A 25110-nucleotide genomic window follows, 5' to 3' on the forward strand; every position below is an offset into this window, starting at 1 on the left:
GGGCTTTACCGCGTGGCAATTTCTATAAATTCTGGGCCGCGCGCGGCCCAGGGTGGGGGCCGCCCGCGGCTCTTCCATTCGGGCGGCGAAGTCGTGATGCTCGACGGCGAATTCGCCACGCACGAGCATGCGCAGGAGCGCGCCTATGAAGTCGTCCAGGGGATCGCGATCGTCCCCGGACAGGGCGCTCGTACAGAAGCTGGGCACGTTGCGGCCCTACTCAGGCATGACCGGTTACGACGGCATCCGCGCGAACCTGAGCATGGCACTGGCTCATGACGCGGTGCGCGCAATCGTACTTGACATGGACCGCCCAGGCGGTGAAGTCGCCGGCTGCTTTGATCTCGCCGATGCGATCTACGCCGCGCGCGGACAGAAACCTGCCTGGGTGATTTTCACCGAGTCGGCGTATTCAGCCGCGTACTCGCTCACGTCGGCATGCGAGCGGATCTGCCGCGTACAGGCGGGACCGGCAGCGTCGGCGTGATTATCGCGCACGTCGATTGGTCGAAGGCCCTCACCGACGCGGGCCTCACCGTGACGCTGATCACCTACGGCGAGCGCAAGGCGGATGGTAACGAGTTCCAGCCGCTTGCGGATGAAGCGTATGCACGCATCAAGGCGGACGTGGACGCGGTGGGCGAGCTGTTCGTCGCGACGGTCGCGCGCAATCGCGGGCTGAGCGCTGCCAAGGTACGAGGCACGCAGGGCACGACGTTTCTAGGGGCTGTGCGGGCGTGGCCATCGGTCTTGCGGATGCTGTGATGGCACCTGATGCGGCGCTGCGCGCGCGGCTCGAAGAACTGGAACGGCAGTAACTGAAAAGCGAGGGATGAAATGGAATTCGCAATGAGCAAGGCGGCAAAGGCGCTGTCCTTTGCCCATCTCACGGGCATGGCCGCGCGTGCCGCCGGTGACGACCGGCGCGACGACGACGCGCGACGCGCCGAAGATGACGACGACCGGGACGCACCCGCCGAACGCGACCGCGAGGACAGCACGAAGAAAGGCCGAAAGGCCAGGCGTGCGGAAGACAACAGCGACAACCGGGACGATAAGGACGACGAACGCGACGACGATGACAAGCCCGACGACGACAGCGGTAAGGGCAAAGGCGGGCGCAAGGCAAAGCGTGGCCGCGCCGACGATGAAGGCGAGGAAGAGCAAGCCAACGACGAGGATGACGAGAAGGAAATGCGCAGCCATGCGCCGCTTCACGCGCGACGTTGATCTGTTCGTCCCTCTGGTAGAAGGCAACACGTGTGGCCTGACGTTTGAGCTTGCGCAGGAAGCGCTGCGGCATTTCTCCGACCGGACACTAGCGGAGGCACTGGCCCGACTGACGGTGGCGCAGCGTGTCTGATAATTGTGAATGGAAGGATTGAACGATGGTGTCTTTACACGGCCGGGCAGCCATTACCAACCGGCGACTGAGCGAACTGAGGGTTCGGAGAAGGCTCGCGAGCAACAGAAGAAACTGGGGCAGTCTGATCACGACCGCGAAGTCGTGCCGGCTGGTGAAGCTGTTCTTTGTCTCGTCGATGACGGTGCAGTAGTCGAAGACGCTCTGGTTCATGAATGCGGTGTCGTTATCCGAATCCACTCCACGCATCGCGAATGGCCGATCGGCGGCCACCTTGTCAAACGCTTCTATGACCAGCATCTGGTTGCGCGTACGCTTGGCCACGCATTCTGTCCAGCCGCTGGCGATATCGGTCAACGTCAGCGTGTGGACGAACTCGCCGTCGGTCTTCGAGCCGCCGCAGTGTTCGACCATGTCGATCTCGAAGAAGCCTGGCGGCGGATCGCGCCAGTCGGCGAAGGTACGCACCGGGATGCTGCGCCGGATGGCCGAGCCCACACCCTTGCGGCGTTTGCGCTGCCCGTCGATCTGCAAACGCGCATTGGCCAGCATGCGATCGATGGTCGCCGCGCTGACCTCAAGGAGTTCGGCCTTGATGACCGGATCCAGCTCGAGATGGCCGTGCCGTTCCATGGCATCAACCAGTTTCGGGATCAACGCCTTCAGGCGCTCGCCGCAAACCCGGTCGGCTGCTTCCCACAACACTGTCAGCGCCTGGCGTACCGCCTCGTCGTATAACCGGTTGCGCTCGCGCGCCCCCTTTGCCGCGCCGGACTGCTCCCGCAGCAGCCGGATGGCGTGCTTGCGGTGTTATCCGGTCAGAGCTACGAACTCGTCGAGAATCCTGATCCGGTCACCGAACGTCGGGCTTCTATACCGCAATTGCAATGCGGCGACCAACTCCTTGCGTGTCGTCATGCTGATTTGCCTCGTCACCTCGTGCCGCTCCCGCCGGACAATCCGGCGGGTAGCAAGCTACGTGAGGCAACAGGTCAGCGCGAGTTGCAATTCTGATGAGTCAATGCGACCAAGGTCCAATAGCGGAAGTGTCGCGCGAAACCTAGTCTGATAAAAGGCACGTAGGGAAAGTGACGGCCGTCACTTGTGGCAGCGAGGTGGAAGCGATGAAGACGACAAAGCGGTGGAGCGTGCGCGGGCTGCAGGCCCTGGGTGTCCTGGTCCTGCTTGGCCTAGGCGCCTGTCATAGCAGCCTCGGTACCGGCGGCAGTGCCGGCGCGAGTGCCCCGCCTGCGGGACTGCACTACAACCGCAATGAGGTCGTCTACCAACTGGGGACCCAGATCGAACCCAACACCCCTACCAGCAGCGGCAGCCCGATCACACAGTACGCGATCACGCCGGCGCTACCAACCGGCCTGCAGATCAACGCGGCAACCGGCGTGATCAGTGGCACCCCCCAGGCGCTGTCTGAGGTGACCCTATATACGGTCACCGGCAGCAGCACCGCAGGCGTCGCCACAGCGGGGCTGGTGATCTCCGTGACGGCGCCAGCTGTGCCCCCAGGGAGCCCGGGAGTGCCCCCCTCGAACCTGGGCTATGCGAGTCAGAGTGCCGTCTACACCGTCGGTCAACCCATTCCACCTAACGAACCCACCGTCCAGGGCGGCGATGTCACTTATGCCGTGCAACCCGCGCTGCCTGCAGGGCTCGCCATCGACCCCGTCACGGGAATCATTAGTGGCACGCCCACCCTGGTCAGCGCGCAGGCCAGCAACACGGTGACCGCCAGCAACACCGCCGGCGCTGCGAGTACCGTACTGCAGATCAGCGTCACCGCCCCGCCGCCAGTTGCCCCGCTCTCGCTGAGCTACCGGGAACCGCTCGCGCTGTACGCCGCAGGCGAGCCTATCCTGCCCAACCTGCCGCAGAGCACGGGCGGTGCCATCAGCGCCTTCGGCGTGACGCCGGCGCTGCCCCAGGGGCTGAGCATCGACGCCAACGATGGCACCATCGCCGGCACGCCACAAGGCACGCAGCCTGCCGCCAGCTACACCGTGACCGGCAGCAACGTCACAGGCGCGGTCTCGGCCGTCGTCAGCATTACCGTCGTACCGCCCGGCACGTGGGTGCCAACCGGCTCAATGAGCAGCCCTCGCATCTTCTATACCGCGACTGTGCTGCCCGATGGCAAGGTGCTCGTCGCGGGGGGCAACAACGGCGGCGGCTCCGTTCTGAACACGGCGGATCTTTACGATCCCGGCACCGGCGCGTGGACTCCAACCGGCTCAATGAACGATGTTCGCAGCAGTCACACCGCGACCCTGCTACCCGATGGCAAGGTGCTCGTCGCCGGGGGGACAAGCACCAGCGGCTCCATTCTGAGCGCGGCGGAGCTCTACGACCCCGCTACCGGCACGTGGACTCCAGCCGGCTCAATGAACGATGTTCGCACCGGTCACACCGCGACCCTGCTACCCGATGGCAAGGTGCTCGTCGCGGGGGGCAGCGACATCACCTCCACCCCTCGGAACACGGCTGAGCTCTACGACCCTGCTACCGGCACGTGGACCCCAACCGGTTCAATGAACGATGCTCGCTTCTTGCACACGGCGACCCTGCTGCCCGATGGCAAGGTGCTCGTCGCCGGGGGGCAAGGCATCGCCTCCCTTCTGAGCGCGGCGGAGCTCTACGACCCCGCTACCGGCACGTGGGCCCCAACCGGCTCAATGAACGATGCGCGCTACTTTCACACGGCGACCCTGCTGCCCGACGGCAAGGTGCTCGTCGCCGGGGGGCAAGGCGGCGGGAGCACGGCGGAGCTCTATGACCCCGCTACCGGCACGTGGGCCCCAACCGGCTCAATGAACGATGCTCGCGTCTGGCACACGGCGACCCTGCTGCCCGATGGCAAGGTGCTCGTCACGGGGGGGAGAGGGGGGGCAGGTAACTCCGTTCTGAGCGCGACGGAGCTCTACGACCCCGCTACCGGAACGTGGACCCAAACAGGCTCGATGAACACCGAGCGCGAACGTCACGATGCCGTCCTGCTGCTCGATGGCAAGGTGCTCATCATGGGAGGAGACAGCAACACCATCTTTCTGAACACAGCGGAACTGTATGTTCCGTAATGCGAAGGCGTGGTCAGGAGAGGAGCAGAGGCTGAGCGTGATTACGCGCGCCGGGTTTTGTTGCGGTAAGACCGTGAGGTAAGTACTTTCCAAACTGAAGTAAGCCTGGAGCGGACGGAGTTGTTGCGAATGGTTGATCATTAAAGGGAACAGCATTTTACGGCACGGATGTCCGCGCCGGTTGCGCAGGACAAGCCGCGAAGGGCGTAGCCCGTAGCGGCTTGTCCTGCGCGACGAACATCGCGTCTATGCAGCAGCATCGCTGGCGTAGCTCCAGACATCCCGGAACCGGCGCATCTAGGAGTTTGTCGGAGTTTCCGCTGAAGGCGGTCATCCGGCGGGTGCATTGGGCGTTAATGAATCAGCAAGTTCGCTGAGAGCCCATAAATGAGTCGCTTCGTGCCCGTTGATCGTCAGACCGGTTATCTGTTGCCCCCGTCGGTGGAGGACTGGTTGCCGGAAGACCATCTGGGGCGGTTCGTGGTGGAAGTCGTCGCGCAGATGGACCTCTCGGAGCTGAGTGGGGCGTATGCGGGACGAGGCATGGCGGCGCATCACCCCGAGGTGCTGCTGGGGTTGCTGGTGTACGGGTATGCGACGGGCGTGTTCTCGAGCCGCAAGCTCGAGCGAGCGACCTATGACTCGGTGGCATTCCGCTACATTGCGGCGAACACGCATCCAGACCAAGACACGCTGGCCACCTTTCGCAAGCGGTTTGCGAGCCAAATAGAGAAGCTGTTTGTGCAGGTGCTGCTGGTCGCGAAGGAGATGAAACTGGTCAAGCTGGGCCGGATTGCGCTGGACGGCACCAAGGTGAAGGCGGACGCAAGCAAGCACCGCGCGCTGTCGTACGGGCACATCGGCCGGATCGAAGCGCTGTTGCATGAAGAACTGCAGCAGTTGATGGGAATGGCCGAGAACGCGGACCGCAACGGTGTGCCAGACGGGATGGATGTGCCGGCTGAGCTCGCGCGACGCGAAGCGCGACTGAAGGCGTTGGCCGAAGCGAAGGCGAAGATCGAGGCGCGGGCACAGGAGCGGTTCGAGGACGAGCAGAAGGAGTACGAAGCCAAGGTGGCGCGTCGCGAGGCGCAGCGCAAAGATGGCAAGAAGCCGCGTGGCAAGGACCCGAAGCCGCCGCAAGGCGGTGCCAGGGAACGTGATCAGATCAACCTCACGGACGAAGAGTCACGCATCATGCCGGCGTCCAGTGGCGGCTTCGAGCAAGGCTACAACGGGCAGGCGGCGGTGGATGTCGAGACGATGTTGATCGTGGGCACGACGGTGACCCAGCAACGCAACGACAAGCGCCAAGTCGCGCCGATGCTCGACATGCTGGGGGGCTGCCCGAGCCATTGGGTCAGCCTGAGGTGCTGCTGGCGGATGCGGGCTACTTCAGTGCGGCCAACGTCGCCCTCTGCGAGGCGGCGGATATCGAGCCGCTGATCGCGATCCGGCGCCACCTGAGAGCGCAGACCCGGTCGTCAGGATGACACACCGACTCAAGACGAAGGCGGGGCGCGTACTGTACGGCTTGCGCAAGAAGACCGTCGAACCGGTGTTCTGCATCATCAAGCCCGTGATGGGATTCCGGCAGTTCTCGCTGCGCGGGTTGTCCAATGTCACGGCGGAATGGTCGCTGGTCGCGCTCGCGTGGAACATCAAGCGGATGAGCGTATTACGAGGCGCGTAGGACGATAAGGAAGCGCCTTGCGCGGCTCCAACGCCCCGATTGCCCCTCATTCAATGTCAAATTCCTTTCATCGTGTTTGGCGCCTGATGTGAAGTCAGCAGACCGGCGCGATCCGAGTCACGAACTCAGCTTCTCACTCAGACGTTACCTCAACTCCGACGGCCTCCTAGTGTCCTGTTCCGTTGTTAGCTGAACTATGTTTGCGTAGGATGTTGGTATCAACGGAACTGGAGATACCAGCATGCCAATGGGACGACCGAAGGTGGAGTTGACGTTGAGCGATGCCGAACAATCGCAACTTGCTTCGATGGCGCGTTCGCGCTCGATTCCGGCTGCGCTGGTTACACGGGCACGCATTGTCCTGGCTGCGGCCGCTGGCGAACCAAATAGCGAAATTGCCAGGCGCTTGCAACTCACACGTGCCACGGTGGGTAGATGGCGTGCCCGGTTCCTTGAACAGCGCATCAACGGTCTGTACGACGAAGTCCGGCCCGGCAAGCCTCGCACGATCGATGACGAGCGGGTGGCCGAGTTGATCCACAAGACGTTGCATACCAAGCCTGCCGACGGCTCCACGCATTGGAGCGTACGCACAATTGCTGCGGAGACGACAATCTCTGCGACCAGCGTCCATCGATACTTCAAACTGCTGGGCCTCCAGCCGCACCGCAGCGAAAGCTTCAAACTGTCGACCGACCCGTTCTTCATCGAGAAACTGCGCGACGTGGTCGGCCTGTACCTGAGCCCTCCGGAGAACGCGCTGGTGCTGTGTGTGGACGAGAAAAGCCAATGCCAGGCGCTTGAGCGTACGCAGCCTATGCTGCCGATGGGCTTCGGTTACGTGGAGGGCGTCACGCATGACTATGTCCGTCACGGCACCACTACGCTGTTTGCGGCCCTGAACGTGCTCAACGGAGCGGTGCTGGCCACCTGCAAGCCGCGTCACCGGCTGTCCAGCGCCGGAAGATGCGGTAGAGACTGGCGGGGTGGATTTCAGGCAGACCAGCCGGGTCCTTGTCGATTGGCAGCGCTTTCCATTGGCAGCCCAGATAGAGCACCTTCAGGATGTAGTTGAAGATCTTGCACAAGGGCAATCTGGGCACCGGTCCACGACGCCCACGTGTGAGAAGAGGCAAGACAAATTCGTCGAACAGTGCATCGGTTAGTTCCACTGGAATCCCATGCCGCAGCTGGTTTTTCGCCATCTAGACTCCCAAAGGATCGGGAGTCGAGCGAATTTGATCATGGAGGCAAGAGCCAGGCCGACAAAGGCTGCCAGCCAATTTCAGGTGTCGAAAAAACCTGCAACCAGTTGTATCAAAGCACCGATCATCACGATCACCAGCGTTCTCATGAGGCCCCCTTCGGATCATCCGAAGCCGGCAGGAGGGTGCGGCGAGGCAGTTGACCTGATCCCCGATCAACGCGCCGGACGACGGTAAATACGCGACTTCCTGACTTTCGATATCATCAACTGAAAGCGCGACCGGAGGATATTCCGTCCGGTGCAGTGGCAACCGCGCAACACCACCATTGCCGAGATTCTCGCGCATCTGGACGAACGATGCCGATGGCCGCCGGCCCTTCGCATAAAATTATGGTGAGCCGTGCCTCCCGACAGGGCATGACTTCGTCATCATGCGGCGGCACCGTTCGCCGCATCCATCAACGATCGATCCCGTTGACGCCGAGCCATGCATGATTCCACGACCGACAGGCCACGCGATGAAACCGCGCATCGGACCGTTGACGCACTGTGGGCCACGCTGAGCGCGCTCGAAGCCCGCCGGAGCGACACCCCGCAGCGCCGCACCCTGGTTCAGGGGGGGCGGATCATGGGTATCGTTGCGTTGATGACGCCGCGGGCGCGGCGGTCCGGGCCAGACTACGGCGCGAGCGGACCGTCGAAAACCGGCTCCGGGCCGCGTGAGGAAACACTGATCGGACCCGATGCGCTGCTTCGCGATTCGGATGAGTGCGCAGGCGCCGATCAAATCGAAAGGCAGCTTCGAACGCTGCGTGCACATGTCTGCGCTCAAGGCATGGTTCTCCAGGCATTGCTGACGACCCATCCACGTCGGCACGAAGTGATGGAATCGTTCAGGGTGCAGTCCCTGCGACATCTGGGCACGCTATCCTCGGGTGGGCGGCTGGAGTCATGCGAGGCGTTTGACTCAGCGCGGAACCACTGGCTGAGCTTGCCTGGGAAGTGGTAAAACCCTCGCTTTTACTGATGGGCGGCGCGGAGCGCATCCTACTTCATCCAGCGAAAAATCCAAGGCATTCCAGAAAAGTGGCTGCAAACGAATCTTCCGGCTCCGGCTGGGCACCCGGCGATCCTCAGCCCCAGCAGATCAATATCGCGCCAGTGGCCGCCGCGATCACGGCGACGGCCAGCAGCAGGCCGACAACCCCAACCAGAAGGAACGATTTCAAGGCCAGACTCGCTGATCGTGGTTGCATGAGTGCCGGAGGGCGCCCGAGCCGTTGCGACGACATCCCGCATCCATCGTATCTGGTCACGATACTCCCAGAGCATCCGCAGTGGGCGACCATGCCACGCATCCTGTCACGGCGGGCTACGAAGGAACTCGAGCAGATGGAAGTCAAAAAATCTGAAAAATGAGGCCTGGAAAATCAGACCAATCTGATCGTATTGCGCAGTGCGTACCGCTAGACTGGTTCGGCGATCTGGCAGCTGGTCCAACAATGAGCCAGATCTACGTATGGAACCAGGCAGATGCGTTCTCCCCGGGACCCCTGCCGATACACTCGTTCAACCCCGGCTGCCCCGCACAGGTGCCGGGGTGTTTTTTGTGAGCCTGCGCTTTCTTGCCGGTCAGATAGCTGGACGCGTCCCGGAACGCTCTATTCGCTCTGTCAGTTGTCTTTCGACAGGGGCGGGTAGTGCAAGGCATGTCGGATTGCGTACGGTTGGGCTGCGGCAATGGCGCGGATTTAAATGACGGAGCACAGGATGGGTCAAGCAGGTCCGCAATTCATGGCTGATGATTCTCGCGGTTCCGCTGGTCCGCAAGGCGAGCGATTGCCTGAAGTGGTCGTCCAATTCGCGGTGAATCCAGGCGCCACCTTGTCGTGGCGTGTGAACGCCGGCGCTACCTTGCGCGTGCTGGGCGCAAGGATCCGGGTAACGCGGATCCGTTCCCCATATGACCACTGGTTGTCGCCTGCAAGTGAACTGCTGCTGCAGCGTGGCGAGCGCGTCTGGATCTGCAACGATGGCGACGTCGCTGCTTTCCTCTCGCTGACTCGCAATCTACCGGTTCGTCGCAACCTCGTGAGCCGCTGGTTTGCTGCCGCGGCAAACAGTCAACCTTTCGCCGGGAAATTCCCGCTGGCCACGGGCTCGATTCACCGAAATCAGGTAGCGGTGAAACAGGATCCGGAAACGGAATAATGCCGACATCAGCACGTTTCAGAGAATGCAATTCGACAATGGGACGGCCCGAACCGGTATGGCCATGATAGCCGTTGTGATGGTGTTGACCGGCTGTCCCGGTGGTGGCGGGAGCAGCAGCGCGACATCAGCCGTGGACGATGCCCAGGCACCCGGCGCGGACAATCCGGCGGGTATGCCGGATGCGTCGGCCAGTTTCTTCGGCAGCATTTTCATCAATGGCCGCGGTTCGGGCTACTACCAGTTTGTCGCTGATAATGCATTCAGGATTAGTGCGACTGTTCGCAGTCAGTTCTACGTGAATACATCAGCGGAGACGAAATTTGGCGAAATGACCAGCACGATTCTCGGATCGTACACACCAGAATATCGCGAAGACCTGTACGTAACCGACGAAGGTGCATTCACGGCACGTTTTCTGGACCCAACGATCTCAGCACTGATTGCCAGATTTTCGGGAAACTACCGCAGGGTTTTCATGCCGATCTAACCGGCATGACCCTACCGCTCTGGGAATTCAACTTGACAAGAGAAGACGTTTCTGGTCTGGCGGTACGTGAAACCGTACTCAAGGAGAATACCAATAACAACATATTGCGGTCTCTGCTTAAAACCGACGTTACGCCGATGCCACCGGGTTCGGAAATGTTCCGGCACGAGCGAATGGTCCTCGCTACGTATTTTGAGTCTTTGGGATCAAAAACCGATTCCGGCTGGAGTTCGCTTGAGCAATTACAGGGCATGTGGGGCGGCACAATCGGGACACTCGGAGGACATCGGTATCTCAAGCCATTGTCCCAGGCTGGTGTTTATCTCGGCAGTTTGTTTCAGCGAACATAGTCTTCATGATATTGCCTGCCGCCTACAACCGGATTGCCGCCGAGTTCATTGTGCAGGAACTGCAGAAGCTCGGCCTGCCGCCGTGAGGAGCGGAAATGGCGAAAGGAGAACAGAGGCTGGTCATCACGCCGGCGAAGGTACTGGCGTGCATGACACCCGACACGACGTACACCCTGGTGCAGATTGCGCGGCTCATCGGCATCGGCCCTCCCGAAGCGCAGCGGATGCTGTCGGCGTGCGTGGCGAAGGGCTCGGTGAAAGAGTTGCGCGACGGCAAGCGGGCTGCCTACCGCCTGCGCACCGACGAAGACATCCGGCATGAGCGTGAGCGGGCGGAGCGCAGCAACACCCTGCCGCAGGGCGTGCTGCAGGGCTATGACGCGGAGCACCGCCGCTTCCGCGAAATGTGCATGGCGAGCCGCCGGCCGCTGTCGGGCCGCGCGAACGGCAAAGACGACAGTGAGCCGGATGAGTGAAGTGACGAACCTGAAGCGGCGCACGCGCGCCACGAACGACGACGCATTCGCGCGGCTCGCGGACGCCGCCGCCGCTCGTGGCCTCGCCTTGCTGGACACGGAGTGGCAGCGTCGACTGCAGCCGTATCTCTTCCGGTGCGCGCACGGCCATGAGTTCATTCGCATTGCGACGGTCATGATGCGCGGCACCGCCACCTTGCCTGCAGTGCGTCCGGGGCGAGGTGCAGGGGCGCTTTCTCGACATGCTGCGGCAGCACGGTTTCATCTGCCACGAGAGAAGGCTTCTGGGCCTGAGCGTGCGGCAGCGCTTCACGTGCCTGTACGGTCACACGTGGGAAACCGGTGCCGGCAATATCATCCGCGGCCGGGGCTGCCCGGCGTGCGCGCTTGCGCAGCGCGTGCAGCAGCAGACCTTTGCCGATGGACTCGAACGCCTGCGGAGTGTTGCCGCCACCCGTGGTGGAAAGTGTCTGGCCGATACGTACATTGGCATGAGGGCCAGCTACCTGTGGGAATGCGCCATCGGTCATCGCTGGCGCAATCAGGGAAGCACGATTGTGCAGGGCAGTTGGTGTCGTATGTGCTTTGCGCGTCCCCGTATCACACAGCGGGCAGTGCCTGGACGATGCCTACGCGGGTCTCAGGGCGAAATACCGGTTCCACTGCGCAGCTGGACACGAATGGACGGCCGTCGGCAACCGCGTGCTGCGCGGTTCGTGGTGCGGATGCTGTGCGAACAGAAAGACGATACTGACCATCGGGCGGATGTTGGAGGTCGCACACGAGAGAGGTGGGCGGTGTCTGAGCGAAGAGTATCTCGGCAGCAAGGTCAAGCTGGTGTGGCAATGTGGCCTCGGCCACGTCTGGGCGTCAACGCCTAACACGGTTGTTCGCCTCGGCCACTGGTGTCCCAACTGCTTCCGGCTGCGCATGACAAAAAATCCCGGCCTGCGCCGGCGCTATGATGCCGACGGCTGAACGGCCAGGTAACCCGCCGCATGGCCAGTTCCGGGTTGTGATTGCACGCTGCTCTACAAGCCGTCGGATTTTCCGGCCGCAAGGGTGACGGCGGGATTCCAGGCAACCGCGCCGTTCTGAATGTCGAAATGGACCTTAACTAAGAAAGAGGGATTTTCCGTGCGATTCGAGCGATTTCACTTTGGTCTCATAGGTGTTTGCATGTTCCTGGGTGCTGCTGCCGGTGGTGTGCAGGTCGAAACGAACGGTGCCATCGGTGGCATGCTGGCCGGAGTGCTGGTTGGGACGATGGTCGCAGTATCGCTTCTCAGCGCGGACGAGTATGAGTGAAGCGCGCGTAGACAAGCTACCGAATTTTGTACAGACAAAATGGAAATAGGACAACTCAACGTTGAACGGCTGAACAGGCACTGGCGCCTGATGTCGCCGCTGCATCAGGCGTTCGTGACGGAACTGGGCCGCACGGGAGCTAGCGACGCAGCATTCACGCTGGCGGTCGTGCTCACGAGGGTACTGAATACATGGACCTACAAGTCTTTTTCGGCATATGCCGCCGCGAAGGAGTCCGGTCTCTCGCTGCCGGAATTGAGGCGTGCCGTCGAAGAACTCGTTGATCTCCGCGCGCTGGATGTCCGGAAGAAAGCCTGCCTGGGTCGCAGGATGACCTTGTACCGGCTGGGTAAGGTGATTGTGTCGCGCACGAACGTCTTCGTCACTGCCCCTGAAAATACTGAATCAGCGTACGGTGATGCCGACCAATGAAGCCGGAGGCCGCGTCGGCTCCCATCGACGCAAAGCAGACGGGGCCGACGTTCGGCGTTGCGCAGCCCACGCAGCGCCTGACCGCGAAAAGCCATGAGCAGATGCGCCGCCGTTTCATACCTCGAATACTGTCCGGTCGCGGATCGTGTCGTCACGCTTCACGCCGGGATTGTGGTACTTCAGCGTCCCCTCATATCTGCCGTCGAAAAACGCAGGTGCAGCAATATGAAACCGTGTATCGAAGCACATGGCGCGGCTTTTTTGTGCGATAGCGAATGTCTGCTGCCGCGACGGTTCTGATGAGAACACGACTTTGCGGAACAGACGCTCACCTTTTCACAGCGCACATGCTGTGTGCGCCTGCTACACACGAGCAGTCACGGCAGGGAGTTTACCGGGCAGCCATGCATGCATCTAACCCCCGAGCAGCGCGTGGCGCTGTGCGACGCCTCCATCGACGGCTTCCCGGCAACTCAACTGCTGCTGGACCAACTGCGGCAGGCGAATCCGGAACGCCTAGACACTGGCGGCCCGGCGCTTCCAGCACGAGCCTCTGCGGTATGTGCCGAACAGCGGCTTCGTGGATTCCATTGCTTCGGGCAGGACGGCCCCGTGCGATCAACGGATGGCAAAAGGGCAGACCGTTGCCCGACGGGACCAGCGGGGGCACGAGTCGCATTTATCGCATGATCCGGGACACGTCGCTACAGAGTGTGCCGCATTCGCCGAAGCCCAAACCGGTGATAGTGGCGGAGCATGAGACGCATGCGGGGTGAACCAGGGCGTGCTCGGCCGCCGGCCAAGGTTTACCGACCTTGAAGGGACCCTTGGAACCATCTCGCACATCAACCAGGATCGTATTTTCTTGTTTAAACCATGACGAGCAATCTTAAGCACTCTCCGGAGAGTACCCAGGAGCGGAGGCGTTTGCCGGCCGTCATCCAGGTCGCCGATGCAACCGTGCGTGACGCCAGCAAACTGCTCACCAGCAGCGGCAGCCTCACTTTCGGGCAGGGGGTGATCGCGACCATTCTAGCCATCGTACTGAGCTTTCTGTGCCTGCTGGCGGTGCTCGCCTTCCGTTTCCCGCAGTACCTGACCACACCGGAACTGCGGCATCTCTATTCGCCCGACGCCATGCGACGCATCCTGTTCGTCTGTCTCCTAGCTTCCGGCGCGCTCGGGCTCACAAATGTCATGCTCGATAACCGGCGGCGGCTGAACGGACTCGCCTTTGCGACGGTCATTCTCGCCGTGGCGCTTGGCGGCTCGCGCGTGCCAGTTGGTGATTTCCCCGACCACACGCCGTACGTCGGACTCGACTGGTTCATTCTCGACTTGCTCGCGTCGACCACCGTCTTCGTGCTGCTGGAAAAGCTGTTCCCGCTCTACCGGAAACAGCCCGTCTTCCGCGAGGACTGGCAGACCGACATGGTTCACTTTGCGTTTAACCACTTCATTGTCGGGCTGGTGCTGCTGATGGTGAATTTTCTGGTGCACCGGGTGTTTGGGTGGCTCGTTAACGCCGGGTTCCAGCAGGCCGTGCAGCATATCTGGTTCGTTCCGCAACTGCTGCTGTGCATGCTCGTCGCCGACCTGATGGAATATGCGACCCACCGCGCGTATCACGAAGTGCCGTTTCTCTGGCGCTTTCATGCGGTGCATCACAGCGTCAGGACAATGGACTGGCTGGCTGGTTCGCGACAACATATCCTGGAGCTGGTATGTACCCGGGTCTGCGTACTCGGTCCGCTGTTCGTCTTGGGCTTCGACCAGGCCGTCCTCGACACCTACATCATCATTGTTGGTTTCCAGGCGGTCTTCAATCATGCGAACGTCCACCTGCCGTGGGGACCGCTGAAGTACGTACTGGTCACGCCCGATTTCCACCACTGGCACCATTCCTCGGAAGACGAAGCGATCGACCGCAACTACGCAGCGCACTTTGCGTTCATCGATGATCTGTTCGGCACAGCCGTGAAATCATCGAAACAGTTCCCGCAGGAGTACGGCGTGGTTGGTGACTACGTACCGGATGGTTTCATCCGGCAGCAGCGCTTTCCGTTTCGCAGGCGGTGATCGCCCGGTCGCCTGTCTCGGCCACCGTGCCATCGCGAATGCGGAAGTACAGCACATGTGTTTCCCGCTACCCTTTATGGAAATGAGTTATGGGGCTTGATGAAGAACTCGCCGATTTTTACGGCAGAAGCGGCTTCGGGCCGGTCGTCGGTTCAAGGCCGCGGATGGTGCCTGTCTTTACGGGCTGCATGCTGGTGCCGTTGCCCAATATTGAGGTACGGCACCGCTATCTGAAATACCATGACCTTCACCATCTCATCACTGGCTACAGTGTCGGCCGTATCGGAGAGGGCGAGGTCAGCGCCTGGGAGCTTGGAACCGGATCGGTGTTTGTTTCGCCGACCCTTGGCGTCATGAATCTCATCGCGCTGTCGACGGGGCTTGTATTAAAGCCGAAGCGGATGTGGATGGCGTTCGGAAGTGGCTGTGCGAGCCGGAACCTGTATCCGGCAAGGGTTCGCACGTCGGTAGATCAGGGCCACTGGAGAGATCTCGCGGATCTTCGGGCCACCTTCCTTCATGGGCGGAAAAAGAGGTTGCCCATGCCGGTGCGCGCGATTGAGTTTGCGGGCTACTCGATCGCGGCCATGATCATTCATTGCCTGATTGCGATACCTGCGGTGGTCGTCCGCCTGATCACCGACATCGCATTAGGGTATTCTTTTTTTCAGGCAGGGAAGCCCCGCAGACGCACCGACCTTTACTGAGCATTCCTTTGGACATTATCCGTACATCAACACCGTCAATGCATTCATGGCCCGTACCTCCCGTCGCACCGTAAGCAAGCCCACCCGCAAGCCGCTGACCAAGGACATGCTGCTGCCCCTGCCTGCCGCGAGGGTGCGCGCACTGTCTCTGGAAAACCATCTTGCGCTCGCTGCGATACGCAGCGGCCATGGCAGTCTGGCCGTGGCGATGACCCTCCAGAGAGTCGTCTATCTCGCGTGGTTCATGCGTGACGCGGCAGATGATCTGCGGGATCTCGATGCTTTCCGTCAAGCTGACGCCGCATTGGAACAAACTTCGCGGCGAGCGGAACAGCATCGGGGATGGACTCTTCCGAAGAGGATCACAGCGTGCTGGAAAAGATCCTCGCATTACATGACCAGCAACTGGCGTTGATGCCCTCGCACCGGTACACCGCGGCCTGGGAGCGCCTGCAGCATTTCCTGCGGAGCGACGACTGGTCGCCCATCGGGCTGGGCGGACCAACTGAAGAGTAGGGAGAAACAATGTCCAGGCAACGGGATCGCGAGGTGGGGAATTTTTTTGGGAACGACGTGCGGACGCGGACAGAATTTGCGCTGCATATGGTGATATCGAAAGCATTTGGGGACCGATATGAAGTGTCCCCTGCAGCACAGGCCACCATGCGCAGAGTGGTGACGCAGATACTGCGGGAAGCGGAACGTTTTTACGGATTCACGCGCGACGTTGATCTGTCCGTTCCTCTGGCAGCGGGCAATACGTGCGGCCTGACGTTCGAGCTTGCGCAGGAAGTGCTGCGGCATTTCCCTGACTGGGCACTAGCGGAAGTGCTGGCCCGGCTGACGGTGGCGCAGCGTGTCTGACGGGGTTGATCGCGAAGCTCCGTGCCGACCCGGCAATATGCTGGTAGGTATAAACCATCTTGTTGATCGTGTCTGACTCGTTGCAATCAGGAGCATTTTTCGCATGACAAACACCGAAGGTCTTTCAAAGCGGGAACAGGCCGCCTACGAATTTGCAAGGTCAATTGAGAAAAGGATACGCAGCGCATTGCAGGAGTACTTCCTGTCGCATGGCGGTTATGTGCACTTTGAACAGTTAAGTGCTGCATCGGAACTTCCAGAGCACACGAACTTTATCGTCAAATTGCGGCATCTAGTTAGCATTACGGAGGAAGTATCAGCATTGGCGTGCGATATCGGATCAATCTCGCGCAATGAAAAGCAAAAGGCTATGAAGGCGTTGTATGAAACCGAGCGAATCTGCGAAGAAAATCACGGTGACGTTCGGGGGCTACGTGAAATTGCCTCGCAAATGAGAAGCCTGATGCGTGATCTTTCTGCCAGCCCGAGCCTTGGAACAGCTATTTTGATCCTGCTTCTCGGAGACGCCCTTCTATTCGCTTATGTGCCGATCGGCCTGACGCTGATGACGTTGGCGTCGGTCCTCATTTATAAAGGTATGAGATCGTTCAGAAACAAAAGGGCTTCAGTACTTAATGAATTCAACAAGGCGAGTACCCAGTTCGATGCGTGCGTAGTCAGGGAGTTGGCGCCGCGCCTCTTGCCCAGTACCAATGCCAGTTTCGCAGGCAGTAGCATTGGGTTCGCGGCCTTCATTTCCCTGCTGTGTATTCTGGGGGCAATATCTGTCTCACTCAGCAGCAGCGACGCGAGGACCGGCAAGCCGCTGATTCCACCAGCTGGTTCCACCAACCTGGCCGCCAGCACTAGCAACGCCGCAAGCTCGGCAACAAATGTGGATCAGGCGTCTTCTGGCCAGGCCATCGCAGGGCAATCAAATGTTGACGACATGCCCGGTGCGGCGAATCAATCACCCGGTGATGCGGCATTGCCCGCCCCCGAGCAAGCCTCACCAGTCGTTCAGTCGCAGTTATCGTCGGGCGCATCGGCTCCAGAACCGTCTTACCAAACCAGTTTCGATTGCGCCAAGGCCCGATCGGACGCAGAGCATCTCATATGCGCCGACGCCGAACTTGCTGCTGACGATCGCGAACTGGCGGATCTGTATACCCGTGCGGCAACGGTGGCAGCCGATCCCGGTGGGTTCAGGGAACATGCCCGTAATGAGTGGAATTACCGCGAGCGCGCATGTCATGACAGGGACTGTCTGGTGCGCTGGTACGCCGATGAGAAGGTAAACCTGGAGCAGATCGCCAAAACCGGCCAGCTGGACGGCAACTAATTCCTTCGGAAGCTACGCGTCTGCTAACTGGGTGATGAAGCTGGTAATTGTCAGTGCGACGTTGGCGCTCTTCGTGAGCGGGGATGCGCCCATGCCATCCGGGTGCGCGCGACGGTGGCATGTCACGAGTGATGACTCGCGGGAATGAACCTGACCGGTCAGTGCATGCTTGCGTTCGCCGGTGACAAAATGAAGATTGAGCCGCGCGCAAAAACTGTGCGCATGAGCGCTTTTTTTTGGGTCTGTCCGGTATTCAGAACTGAATACCAAACGTCTGACCTGTGGCTAGGGTGAGACAAGGAGAAAAAGACGGACTATCCATTTCTTCGTGCCTTTCGGCGTTGTTATAGTGCGGCTCTCGGACACGGGAGACACAACGATGGGCAAGGCAACCAGAAGTGCAGCACGAGCGGAAGACATGGAGGAACTGGAAGGGTCGGAAAAGATTGGCATCAGCGTTCAGCGCAGGCTGTTACGCGAGATTGATGCCGAGGTCGAACGTCGCGGTGTTACGCGATCTGCCTTTTTCTGTTTCGCAGCCAGTATGTTGATGGACGGCCTGCTCAAGCCGGGAGCTGATGCCACAAGACGACGAAGTACACACGGAACTAACGATTGATAGCGGGCTTTTACGCAGGCTCAGCGAGTACGCTGCGCGCCACGGTACGACCGTCGAGGCAGCATTGCTGGAAAGCGCGACGGCACTTCTTCAACTGGACACGCCGGTTCCTGGTGGTGCGCCATCCGATGCGCTCGCACTCTGCGCCGCAAACGGCTATACCGTGGGTGGCGACCTCGATCTTCGCCATCGACGCGATCAGGTTCTTCATCGCGCGCACGTTGCCGAACTTCGTTGCATCGTCATTGACCTTGGCGATTTCATCGACGGTCGGTTCGCGCAGCGTTATCTCTGTGAGGCCATCAACGGGACTGACCAGTGGAATAATTTCGGGCATAAAGTCTCCTCGGACGGCCTGCCCGGTGTTCCAGACGGGCAGGGTTCAATTGCGGCCGCCTGGGTCAGCAGCAGCTTGACCGGACGAACCACATTGCGCTTTGATGTCCAGACGAAATTGATTTGAAATCCGACGCCGTAAGCGCCGGGCAGACTTGGCACCTTGCAATCTCCACCCCATGTTCAATCCACTAAGTGAATTAGCTTTGGGAAACTGATTGGAAATTGATGCGCCAAGCTTCAGCATGGCTGGATGCATAAAAATTCAAATTAATTTCCCGCGATGACTTGCTGCAAAAACACATTGAGGGATATGGGACTCGTCTCATACTCTGTATATCGCTTCCCCTGGTACCAGTCGTGCTGTGTATTGCCTGAGAATGTGAATCGAATTTTTTTATTTGCAATGATCCGGATCATTGTGGCATAACCCGGCGTAATCCTGTTAATTAAAATCGAACAACCGTGAGATATATGAAAATCAATAAAATCGTTCTTTCTTTCTGCGTATCCGTACTGACTGGCTGCCAGCTGTCCATGCCAGTTTATGCGGCAGGGCCTTATTTTTATTCGTATTTTGCGGGCGAGGGCGCAAGCTGGGATCTCAATGGTTCCAGTGTTAAACCTGAGGGTGAATATGCTCACAATGGCGCCACTGCAAGCAACAGCAACGACAATTTTGTTAGCAGTAACATTAGGTTTCCCGATAGCGGGACAGGTTCCACGCCAGTAACTGGCCATATTGGCTGGATCGGTGTTAACCAGTATGTGAACCTGACCATCACCACGCCTGCAGCCGGATGGTACACCGGAACGGTGGCGTTCAAGGCTTTCGGCTCAAGGACGCTTTATGTGACCGATTACGTTAATCCGGTTACGGACACTCAAAATCCCTCCGGTCAGCCGCATTATGACAACATTCCCGTGAACTGCCAGGATGGCCAGACCAGTTATTACACAACCATCACGAATAACAATCTTGGTCTGAGTGCAACTGATTTTTCGATTTACCTTCCAGCAGGGCAAAGCACACTCAAGCTGGACAACGGGAATGGCTGGGCTCCGGATGTATACGCGCTAATCATCCAGTGAAAAGTTGTGCCCCTGGTGACAACGTGAGCCGCAGGAATGCGTGGTGGCTGCTTCTGCTGTACCTTGGCGTAGCGGCCATTACCATCGCTGGTACGGTCGCCTTCCTGCGGCCTATGTCGAACAGCACGGATAGTTTGTCTCAGGCCGTTCACGTCTCCACGGTTCCCGTCCCCGCGCCAGCTCCCATTGTTCATACACCCGATTGGGCACAGGGCGGCTCCAGCGGCCAAACCGGGAAATCGCCTGATACTGAAGCTGTTGCATCTGCCCCTAGGGCTTCCAACATGTCCCAGGGGGCACTTTGCACCAGCCTTGCACAGCATCACCTCCTTGCCGACGACGGCACGCTCATACACCCGCCTGACGGGCAGAAGTTGCCTTATGGCCCGCAACCCTGCAAATACGACCCTGCAGTCGGGATTTCACCGTTTTAGGCGGACCTCTTACTGTTCGGTCACGCTCCCCGAAAAACCCTCGAAAGTCGCCTCGGGTGTCTTGACTTCCTGCGCCTCGACGGTCCACATGTTGCGACCGATCACCGTCTTGCTGTTCGCCAGTTCAAGCGTGACCGTCACGTTGGTCATGCTGTTGAAATCCTTCACGGTCAGCGTGCCGGCGTCGCGGAACGAGCCTGAGATGAACGGCGCGCGGGGCGTCTCGCCAAAGCCGTGTACACGGTCCTGGCCGACCAGCGATTCACGCTCGACATCAGCGGGTGAGTACGACAGTTCGCCCGCGAGCATGTAGTTCTGCCCATCGACCGAGATATACGCAATCCCGGCCAGACGATTGGTTTCGTCAGCCATGGAATTCTCCTGTGGGGGTCACAGACGAAACTGCGCGAGCAGCGCAAAGATGCGCAACTGGTCGATCAGCGTGCCCGGCCACAGGCAATCGACGCGGTTCGGGTTGTTCGCATTCTGTTCAACAATCACCTGCTGCGCGAACAGGTCGCTTTGCTGTACGTAGCCGTCGAATTCCAGTTCCTGGTACTTCGCGGTCACGTCGGCCTGGATGATGTTGGGCGCCACAATCGCGCTGCCCGAGGCGAAGCGCGTGCCATTGGCGGCGAGCTTCAGGCGCGCATACTTCGTCGTCATCGGCCAGCGCCAGCGCGAGGTTCGCGCGGATGCCGTCATAGCCGGTCATTCCCGAGTACGGGTGCAGCGTGCCCAGCTTCTGCACCAGCGTGCCCTAGATGGAAATGATCGCGATGCCCTCGACGACTTCATAGGCGCGCTCCTGCGCAGGCTCGTGCGCGGCGAATTCGCCGTCGAGCATCACGACTTCGCCACCCGGATGGAAGAGCCGCGCGAGGCCGAAACGGTCGGCCAGCGCCGCCATGATGATCTCGATCTTGCCAGGCTTGATCGCCAGCGGCACGTTGAACAGGCGCGTGGCGATGTGCGGATAATCCGGTTTCATGAGGGGGCGCGAAGAGCTCAGGCGATGCACGCGATAATTTTTGAGAGGGGGCCGATACGCTTGCCGGTAACATGGACCCGCGGGATGGATTCTCCAAATCAGCCATACTCGTTGCTGCGTGTTTTGCCTCCATTTGCGCGGCGCTTTTGCCGGCGCGTTTTTTGTGCTGATCACAGCTAGCTGGCTATGGCTGATACTCTGGTAGATAACGTGGATCGAAATCCTATGTCTCGCGCGATACGCTTCTGTTTCATCGCAGCCGCATGTATGGGACCCGTAACGCATGTTGATGCGGGCACCATTCACGGATGGGGACGCTATCACTATCGTTACACGTTGCGCGATTCTGACGGCAAGGCCATGCCAAATGCGCGGTTTGCGCTAAGCGTGACGCACGACCTGCCATTCGTGACTGACAGAAAGAAGGTCTGGCTCGGTTGGACAGATTCGCGGGGCCGTACGCCCAGGTTTGCCCTGCCTTACGAACTCAAACCCGATGATGCCCTGTTGCGTCCACGGATTGGACGTGGACCAAATGGCGAACAGATGCAATATATAGATCAGTTTGGACGCCCTGTCACCGGCTTCCCATACAGGTTAGTGCTTTGCACTGTGCCGCCTCTGGAATACTCAGGCTTAACCGACAGACGCGGGTATACAGCGTATGGCGCATCAGCCAGGCCCGTGACGATGCAGGTTTTCGAGAGAGACGTGACCGATCACGACGAGCAGAGCGGGCCGAGCGATTGTCCAGCAGAAGGGCCCCCGGCACTGTCAGGTTGATGGGGATACGGCAGTAGAATGAAGTGATGAAGAAAACGAAATCGCTTTATCACGGTCACCGCTTCCCTGCCGTCGTCATCAGTTGCGCAGTTCGGTGGTATTTCCGGTTTAGCCTGAGCCTGCGCGACGTCGAGGAGTTGTTGCTCGAGCGTGGTATCGTGGTCACGTACGAAACGATCCGTTGCTGGTGCGACAAATTCGGCGCTGGATTCGCCTGGTGCGCCAAAGCGGCGCGGCCCAGACCGGGCAGCATATGGCATCTGGACAAGATGTTCGTGACGCTGCGCGGCGAGCCGTATCTGTTGTGGCGAGCGGTCGACGAGCACGGTGCTGAGTTCGATGTGCTGGTGCAAAAGCGGCGCGATAAGGCCGCGGCAAAGCGCTTCTTCCGGCGGGTGCTGCGTTCAAACCCGGTGCCGCGCAAGATCGTGACCGACCAGTTACGCAGCTATCCGGCGGCGAAGGCTGACATTCCTGATCTCGCTCATGTAAAGCACGTTTTCGTCAAGGCGGCCGCACGTGTGAACAACCGTGCCGAGAACAGCCACCAGCCGACCCGCAGGCGCGAACGCCAGATGTGCGGCTTTCGCAACGCGCGTCGCACGCAAGCGTTTCTCTCATGCTTTGGCCTGATCCGGCAGCACTTCGCGCTGCCCAGACATCGGATGAATGCGGCATGTCATCGTGCCGTACTCCAGGAACGCCTCGTCACATGGCATGATTGGACTGTCACTGCCGCGTCTCAGAAAACTATCTAATAAGGATAACTACGCTCTAGCCAGACAGGTAGTCTACCGCCGCCAACCTGACAAAGCCATCCGCACAGGTGCGGGTGGCGCTGCGTTGTTCGGCGGCATGCAGGTACACGATCGAGAAGGCCGAAAGCAGGAGCATCAGCACGTACGGAAGCGGGCGGGATAAGGTTCGCGGTTGCATCAGGCAGGTCCGGGATGGGCAGGTTGCAGGACGGGGAGTTTCCGCTCCGTCCCAACGTGACCGCCGTTACTGGTAGCTCATCGTGAAGGTAGCAATGCCATTGGCTGTGCCGGGCGTCACCTTGGACGCCGTCGGAAGCTGGATATAGCGCGCCGTCAGCTGGATGGTGAACGTGCCGTTTTGGGCTGCACCGGCGGACCACTGGTTGGTGTTGCCTGCAACGCTTGAGTCCGGGCCGTAGCTAATGACGCTCCCGCTAGCTGGATTGATCACCTGGATGCCCAGTCCGGTTGCGGTAGAGGCCGGGGTCAGCGTGAGGGTGTTCAAAAAGTTGGCTGGATTCGTGTTATCCGTCAGCGTGACAGCGACGTTAACCGTGCTGCTGCCGGAGACGTTACCGATGCCGGTACCGGTGCCGCCCGAACAATGCAGTAGAATGCTCAACGGCATTGCTGGGCTTGTCGAACCGGGCCCCGTGAACCGGCTCAGGGGAATCGCGCCAAGAGGTACCGAAATCGACGGCGTTGCCACCGTACATGTGGGGTTGGATAGAAAAAATTGTTGATTCGACTGGAAGGATACTATTTTCGAACTAATATTCGGTGCGAAAACCGCACCTACTTCCCCCGAAATCGTATTTAACCCCAGTGGAATGGGACCGGTTTTGATGTACTGTGCGGTTACTCCCCCGTTATTGCCGTAAGTAATCACCGTACCTGCCGTATAAGGCAAGGTTGGCCAGTAAGTGGTTTGGGCTGAACCCCAGGCGATTGTGATTCCTATGCCTGGAACATTGGTCGGATAGGTGTTATACGGCCCTAGCGGCGAGCCGGTTGTACTAGCTATACTCAAGGTGCCGCTTGTGGTGCAACTGACGTTCCCTAAGTTCCAACTTATGCCGCCGGATGCAATGATCGTTCCAAGCGGTGCATTGGGATCAACATTCGCGGTGGTGCTGGCGGGGCTTAAAGATATTACGCTTGGTAAGCCGCCAACAGCGCCGCTGCACTGTGCCCAAGCCCGGCCCGGCCCGGCAAGGATGACGGCGAGCAGCCAGAGTTGAAGTAATTTTTTCATCATGGTAACTGTCATGGTAACTGTTCAGCAGCTATGCGGTAGGGACAATAGGATCGTCGGCAAAGGCGCGACGTAAGACGTGGAGCATGCCGTAGCCTTGCTTGCGCAGAGTGTCGAGACTGGGGCAGATGACGCAGAAATTTTCGGCGTCCTCGAGAGTCAAACGTACGTAAGCAACCGGCTATTTTCTGTTTGACTTTTGACATGCGCGCGGCGCGCACGGATCGTGGATGAACAGCAGCACGGCGTCGGCATGTTCTCGCAGGCAGCGGAAGTCTGGTTATTGACCATACCAAGTTTTGTTCGTCCCCCCTCCAGGCAGCACGCCCGCCGATTTCCCATCCGTGCGGAGCGCAACGCGCAGCCACCTGACGGGCTGGTATTTCGGTTCAACTATAAGTTTACGAGTCCACCATTGGTATCGGGTTTGTCTGATATTTCGACGGACAGGACCAGACGGGTCGCATTTTTGCCCCCTGTGCAAATTGCATCCGGAAATGGGACATTTGATCGGGTGATGAAAGGTCACGCGTCACTTCGTTAACGAAAATCTTGAATGCTAAACATGCCAGTTGCGAAAGTGTTCAAATGAAATTTCCGGATGGCAGAAAATTTCCCAACACCTATAAAGTGAAGACCCCCGTCGGCGGCACTGCCAGACCGAAGGCATGCCACGGCTTTGTCAGGTTGGCGGCGGTAGACTACCTGACAAAGCCCTGCGTCGCACCGAGCCAGTAGGTACGATAGTCGCCGTCGAGGTATTCGACCACGGTGGGCATGGCCAGCGCCTTTCTGTCCGCGACGCGCCGTTCGTGCTTCAGGACACGCACCGCCTGGGTATCGGTGGACAGGTCGGTGCGCCGGATCTGTTCCAGTACCAGTTCGCGGGCGCGTTTCGCGTCCATGCCGTGCGCTACCTTGCCGAGCGTGACGCGGGACTGGCTACCGTCAGGCATAGTCCAGCGGTAGATGAAGCTGATGGCGGGCGCGTTCGCGGCTTTCCTGCCGCGCGGCATGATGCGCACACCGAAGCCGGTAATCTGGTCGTCGTAGATGTCCCGCTGCTTGTCGGTCGTGCCGTCCTTGATCAGACGCGTGATCAGGTCGCGGTTAATACGTTCTTTCGTCATGGAACACCTCGCAATAAATTTCGTTCTTCGGACAGTTTTCGGACAAGAACCTTAAGGAACTCTAACGAACCGTTGCGGTCTCAAACGAACTCAAGTCGCTG

27 protein-coding genes and 2 pseudogenes are annotated in these 25110 nt (G+C 59.7%); 21 read left to right on the forward strand and 8 right to left on the reverse strand.

Annotated elements, in window-relative coordinates:
• Window positions 1-145: 145 nt before the first annotated feature.
• From KHO33_RS42430 to KHO33_RS38720, 3 genes are all read left to right on the forward strand, one after another.
• Window positions 146-487, forward strand: coding sequence for a Clp protease/crotonase-like domain-containing protein (locus tag KHO33_RS42430; protein WP_234480922.1), 342 nt, complete (start codon window positions 146-148; stop codon window positions 485-487).
• On the forward strand, window positions 484-765 hold the full coding sequence (locus KHO33_RS42435; RefSeq protein ID WP_236074823.1) for a S49 family peptidase: 282 nt from the start codon (window positions 484-486) through the stop codon (window positions 763-765). Before KHO33_RS42430 ends, KHO33_RS42435 begins: the two co-directional genes overlap by 4 nt.
• 84 nt (window positions 766-849) lie before the next feature.
• Window positions 850-1230 carry a hypothetical protein gene (locus KHO33_RS38720; RefSeq protein ID WP_200568223.1) on the forward strand — a complete coding sequence of 127 codons (381 nt, stop codon included), beginning with the start codon at window positions 850-852 and terminating at the stop codon, window positions 1228-1230.
• Between the two features lie 88 nt (window positions 1231-1318).
• Here KHO33_RS38720 and KHO33_RS38725 read toward each other — a convergent pair whose 3' ends face one another.
• Window positions 1319-2068, reverse strand: a complete 750-nt coding sequence (locus tag KHO33_RS38725) for a hypothetical protein (RefSeq protein WP_234480924.1) — start codon at window positions 2066-2068, stop codon at window positions 1319-1321.
• A gap of 419 nt (window positions 2069-2487) precedes the next feature.
• Between KHO33_RS38725 and KHO33_RS38730 the strand changes: the two genes are divergently transcribed.
• From KHO33_RS38730 to KHO33_RS38760, 7 genes and pseudogenes are all read left to right on the forward strand, one after another.
• Window positions 2488-4452, forward strand: coding sequence for a kelch repeat-containing protein (locus KHO33_RS38730; RefSeq protein WP_200568224.1), 1965 nt, complete (start codon window positions 2488-2490; stop codon window positions 4450-4452).
• A 387-nt stretch (window positions 4453-4839) separates the two neighbouring features.
• Window positions 4840-6145 (forward strand): annotated as a pseudogene (locus tag KHO33_RS38735) (IS1182 family transposase).
• A 241-nt stretch (window positions 6146-6386) separates the two neighbouring features.
• Window positions 6387-7094: pseudogene (locus tag KHO33_RS38740) on the forward strand (IS630 family transposase); the annotation flags it as partial.
• A gap of 2052 nt (window positions 7095-9146) precedes the next feature.
• Window positions 9147-9563 (forward strand): DUF2917 domain-containing protein, encoded by a 417-nt coding sequence (locus tag KHO33_RS38745; protein WP_234480925.1) that lies wholly within the window; start codon window positions 9147-9149, stop codon window positions 9561-9563.
• 25 nt (window positions 9564-9588) lie between these two features.
• The gene (locus KHO33_RS38750; protein WP_200568227.1) at window positions 9589-10053 is read left to right on the forward strand and encodes a hypothetical protein; all 465 of its coding nucleotides are present in this window, start codon (window positions 9589-9591) and stop codon (window positions 10051-10053) included.
• Between the two features lie 5 nt (window positions 10054-10058).
• The gene (locus tag KHO33_RS38755; protein ID WP_200568228.1) at window positions 10059-10403 is read left to right on the forward strand and encodes a hypothetical protein; all 345 of its coding nucleotides are present in this window, start codon (window positions 10059-10061) and stop codon (window positions 10401-10403) included.
• A 95-nt stretch (window positions 10404-10498) separates the two neighbouring features.
• On the forward strand, window positions 10499-10879 hold the full coding sequence (locus KHO33_RS38760; protein WP_200568229.1) for a hypothetical protein: 381 nt from the start codon (window positions 10499-10501) through the stop codon (window positions 10877-10879).
• Window positions 10880-11052: 173 nt separating this feature from the next.
• Here KHO33_RS38760 and KHO33_RS38765 read toward each other — a convergent pair whose 3' ends face one another.
• Window positions 11053-11409, reverse strand: coding sequence for a hypothetical protein (locus KHO33_RS38765; RefSeq protein WP_200568230.1), 357 nt, complete (start codon window positions 11407-11409; stop codon window positions 11053-11055).
• A gap of 568 nt (window positions 11410-11977) precedes the next feature.
• On the opposite strand from KHO33_RS38765, the gene KHO33_RS38770 reads away from it, so the two are divergent.
• The 10 genes from KHO33_RS38770 (at window position 11978) to KHO33_RS38815 (ending at window position 19658) form a co-directional block, all read left to right on the forward strand.
• Window positions 11978-12187, forward strand: coding sequence for a hypothetical protein (locus tag KHO33_RS38770; RefSeq protein ID WP_200568231.1), 210 nt, complete (start codon window positions 11978-11980; stop codon window positions 12185-12187).
• Window positions 12188-12277: 90 nt separating this feature from the next.
• Window positions 12278-12619 carry a hypothetical protein gene (locus KHO33_RS38775; RefSeq protein ID WP_200568232.1) on the forward strand — a complete coding sequence of 114 codons (342 nt, stop codon included), beginning with the start codon at window positions 12278-12280 and terminating at the stop codon, window positions 12617-12619.
• 927 nt (window positions 12620-13546) lie between these two features.
• The gene (locus tag KHO33_RS38780) at window positions 13547-14698 is read left to right on the forward strand and encodes a sterol desaturase family protein (RefSeq protein WP_407946217.1); all 1152 of its coding nucleotides are present in this window, start codon (window positions 13547-13549) and stop codon (window positions 14696-14698) included.
• Between the two features lie 89 nt (window positions 14699-14787).
• Complete coding sequence (locus KHO33_RS38785; protein ID WP_211629286.1) at window positions 14788-15405, forward strand: hypothetical protein; 618 nt, start codon at window positions 14788-14790, stop codon at window positions 15403-15405.
• A 342-nt stretch (window positions 15406-15747) separates the two neighbouring features.
• Complete coding sequence (locus KHO33_RS42440; RefSeq protein WP_234480929.1) at window positions 15748-15921, forward strand: hypothetical protein; 174 nt, start codon at window positions 15748-15750, stop codon at window positions 15919-15921.
• Between the two features lie 123 nt (window positions 15922-16044).
• Window positions 16045-16269: a hypothetical protein gene (locus tag KHO33_RS38795; RefSeq protein WP_200568264.1), complete on the forward strand. Its 225-nt coding sequence runs from the start codon at window positions 16045-16047 to the stop codon at window positions 16267-16269.
• A 103-nt stretch (window positions 16270-16372) separates the two neighbouring features.
• A complete protein-coding gene (locus tag KHO33_RS38800) occupies window positions 16373-17611 on the forward strand; it encodes a lysozyme inhibitor LprI family protein (RefSeq protein ID WP_200568265.1) in 1239 nt (412 codons plus the stop codon).
• A 379-nt stretch (window positions 17612-17990) separates the two neighbouring features.
• Window positions 17991-18230: a type II toxin-antitoxin system HicB family antitoxin gene (locus KHO33_RS38805; RefSeq protein WP_200568266.1), complete on the forward strand. Its 240-nt coding sequence runs from the start codon at window positions 17991-17993 to the stop codon at window positions 18228-18230.
• Window positions 18190-18693: a hypothetical protein gene (locus KHO33_RS38810; RefSeq protein ID WP_200568267.1), complete on the forward strand. Its 504-nt coding sequence runs from the start codon at window positions 18190-18192 to the stop codon at window positions 18691-18693. The genes KHO33_RS38805 and KHO33_RS38810 overlap by 41 nt, the downstream gene beginning before the upstream one ends.
• Before the next feature lie 347 nt (window positions 18694-19040).
• Window positions 19041-19658, forward strand: coding sequence for a hypothetical protein (locus KHO33_RS38815; RefSeq protein ID WP_200568268.1), 618 nt, complete (start codon window positions 19041-19043; stop codon window positions 19656-19658).
• A 443-nt stretch (window positions 19659-20101) separates the two neighbouring features.
• Here the strand turns inward: KHO33_RS38815 and KHO33_RS38820 are convergent, their stop codons facing one another.
• The 3 genes from KHO33_RS38820 to KHO33_RS38830 form a co-directional block, all read right to left on the reverse strand.
• Window positions 20102-20464: a phage tail tube protein gene (locus KHO33_RS38820; RefSeq protein ID WP_200568269.1), complete on the reverse strand. Its 363-nt coding sequence runs from the start codon at window positions 20462-20464 to the stop codon at window positions 20102-20104.
• Between the two features lie 18 nt (window positions 20465-20482).
• Complete coding sequence (locus KHO33_RS38825) at window positions 20483-20758, reverse strand: phage tail sheath C-terminal domain-containing protein (RefSeq protein WP_234480930.1); 276 nt, start codon at window positions 20756-20758, stop codon at window positions 20483-20485.
• Window positions 20759-20852: 94 nt separating this feature from the next.
• The gene (locus KHO33_RS38830) at window positions 20853-21083 is read right to left on the reverse strand and encodes a hypothetical protein (protein ID WP_200568271.1); all 231 of its coding nucleotides are present in this window, start codon (window positions 21081-21083) and stop codon (window positions 20853-20855) included.
• Window positions 21084-21892: 809 nt separating this feature from the next.
• Between KHO33_RS38830 and KHO33_RS38835 the strand changes: the two genes are divergently transcribed.
• Window positions 21893-22624 carry an IS6 family transposase gene (locus tag KHO33_RS38835; protein ID WP_200568272.1) on the forward strand — a complete coding sequence of 244 codons (732 nt, stop codon included), beginning with the start codon at window positions 21893-21895 and terminating at the stop codon, window positions 22622-22624.
• A gap of 16 nt (window positions 22625-22640) precedes the next feature.
• On the opposite strand, the gene KHO33_RS38840 is transcribed toward KHO33_RS38835, so the two are convergent.
• From KHO33_RS38840 to KHO33_RS38850, 3 genes are all read right to left on the reverse strand, one after another.
• On the reverse strand, window positions 22641-22802 hold the full coding sequence (locus KHO33_RS38840) for a hypothetical protein (RefSeq protein ID WP_200568273.1): 162 nt from the start codon (window positions 22800-22802) through the stop codon (window positions 22641-22643).
• A gap of 66 nt (window positions 22803-22868) precedes the next feature.
• On the reverse strand, window positions 22869-23882 hold the full coding sequence (locus KHO33_RS38845; RefSeq protein ID WP_200568274.1) for a fimbrial protein: 1014 nt from the start codon (window positions 23880-23882) through the stop codon (window positions 22869-22871).
• 698 nt (window positions 23883-24580) lie between these two features.
• Window positions 24581-25009: a hypothetical protein gene (locus KHO33_RS38850; RefSeq protein WP_200568275.1), complete on the reverse strand. Its 429-nt coding sequence runs from the start codon at window positions 25007-25009 to the stop codon at window positions 24581-24583.
• Window positions 25010-25110: the final 101 nt, after the last annotated feature.

Source organism: Paraburkholderia nemoris, from assembly GCF_905221015.1.
GTDB classification, from domain to species: domain Bacteria; phylum Pseudomonadota; class Gammaproteobacteria; order Burkholderiales; family Burkholderiaceae; genus Paraburkholderia; species Paraburkholderia nemoris.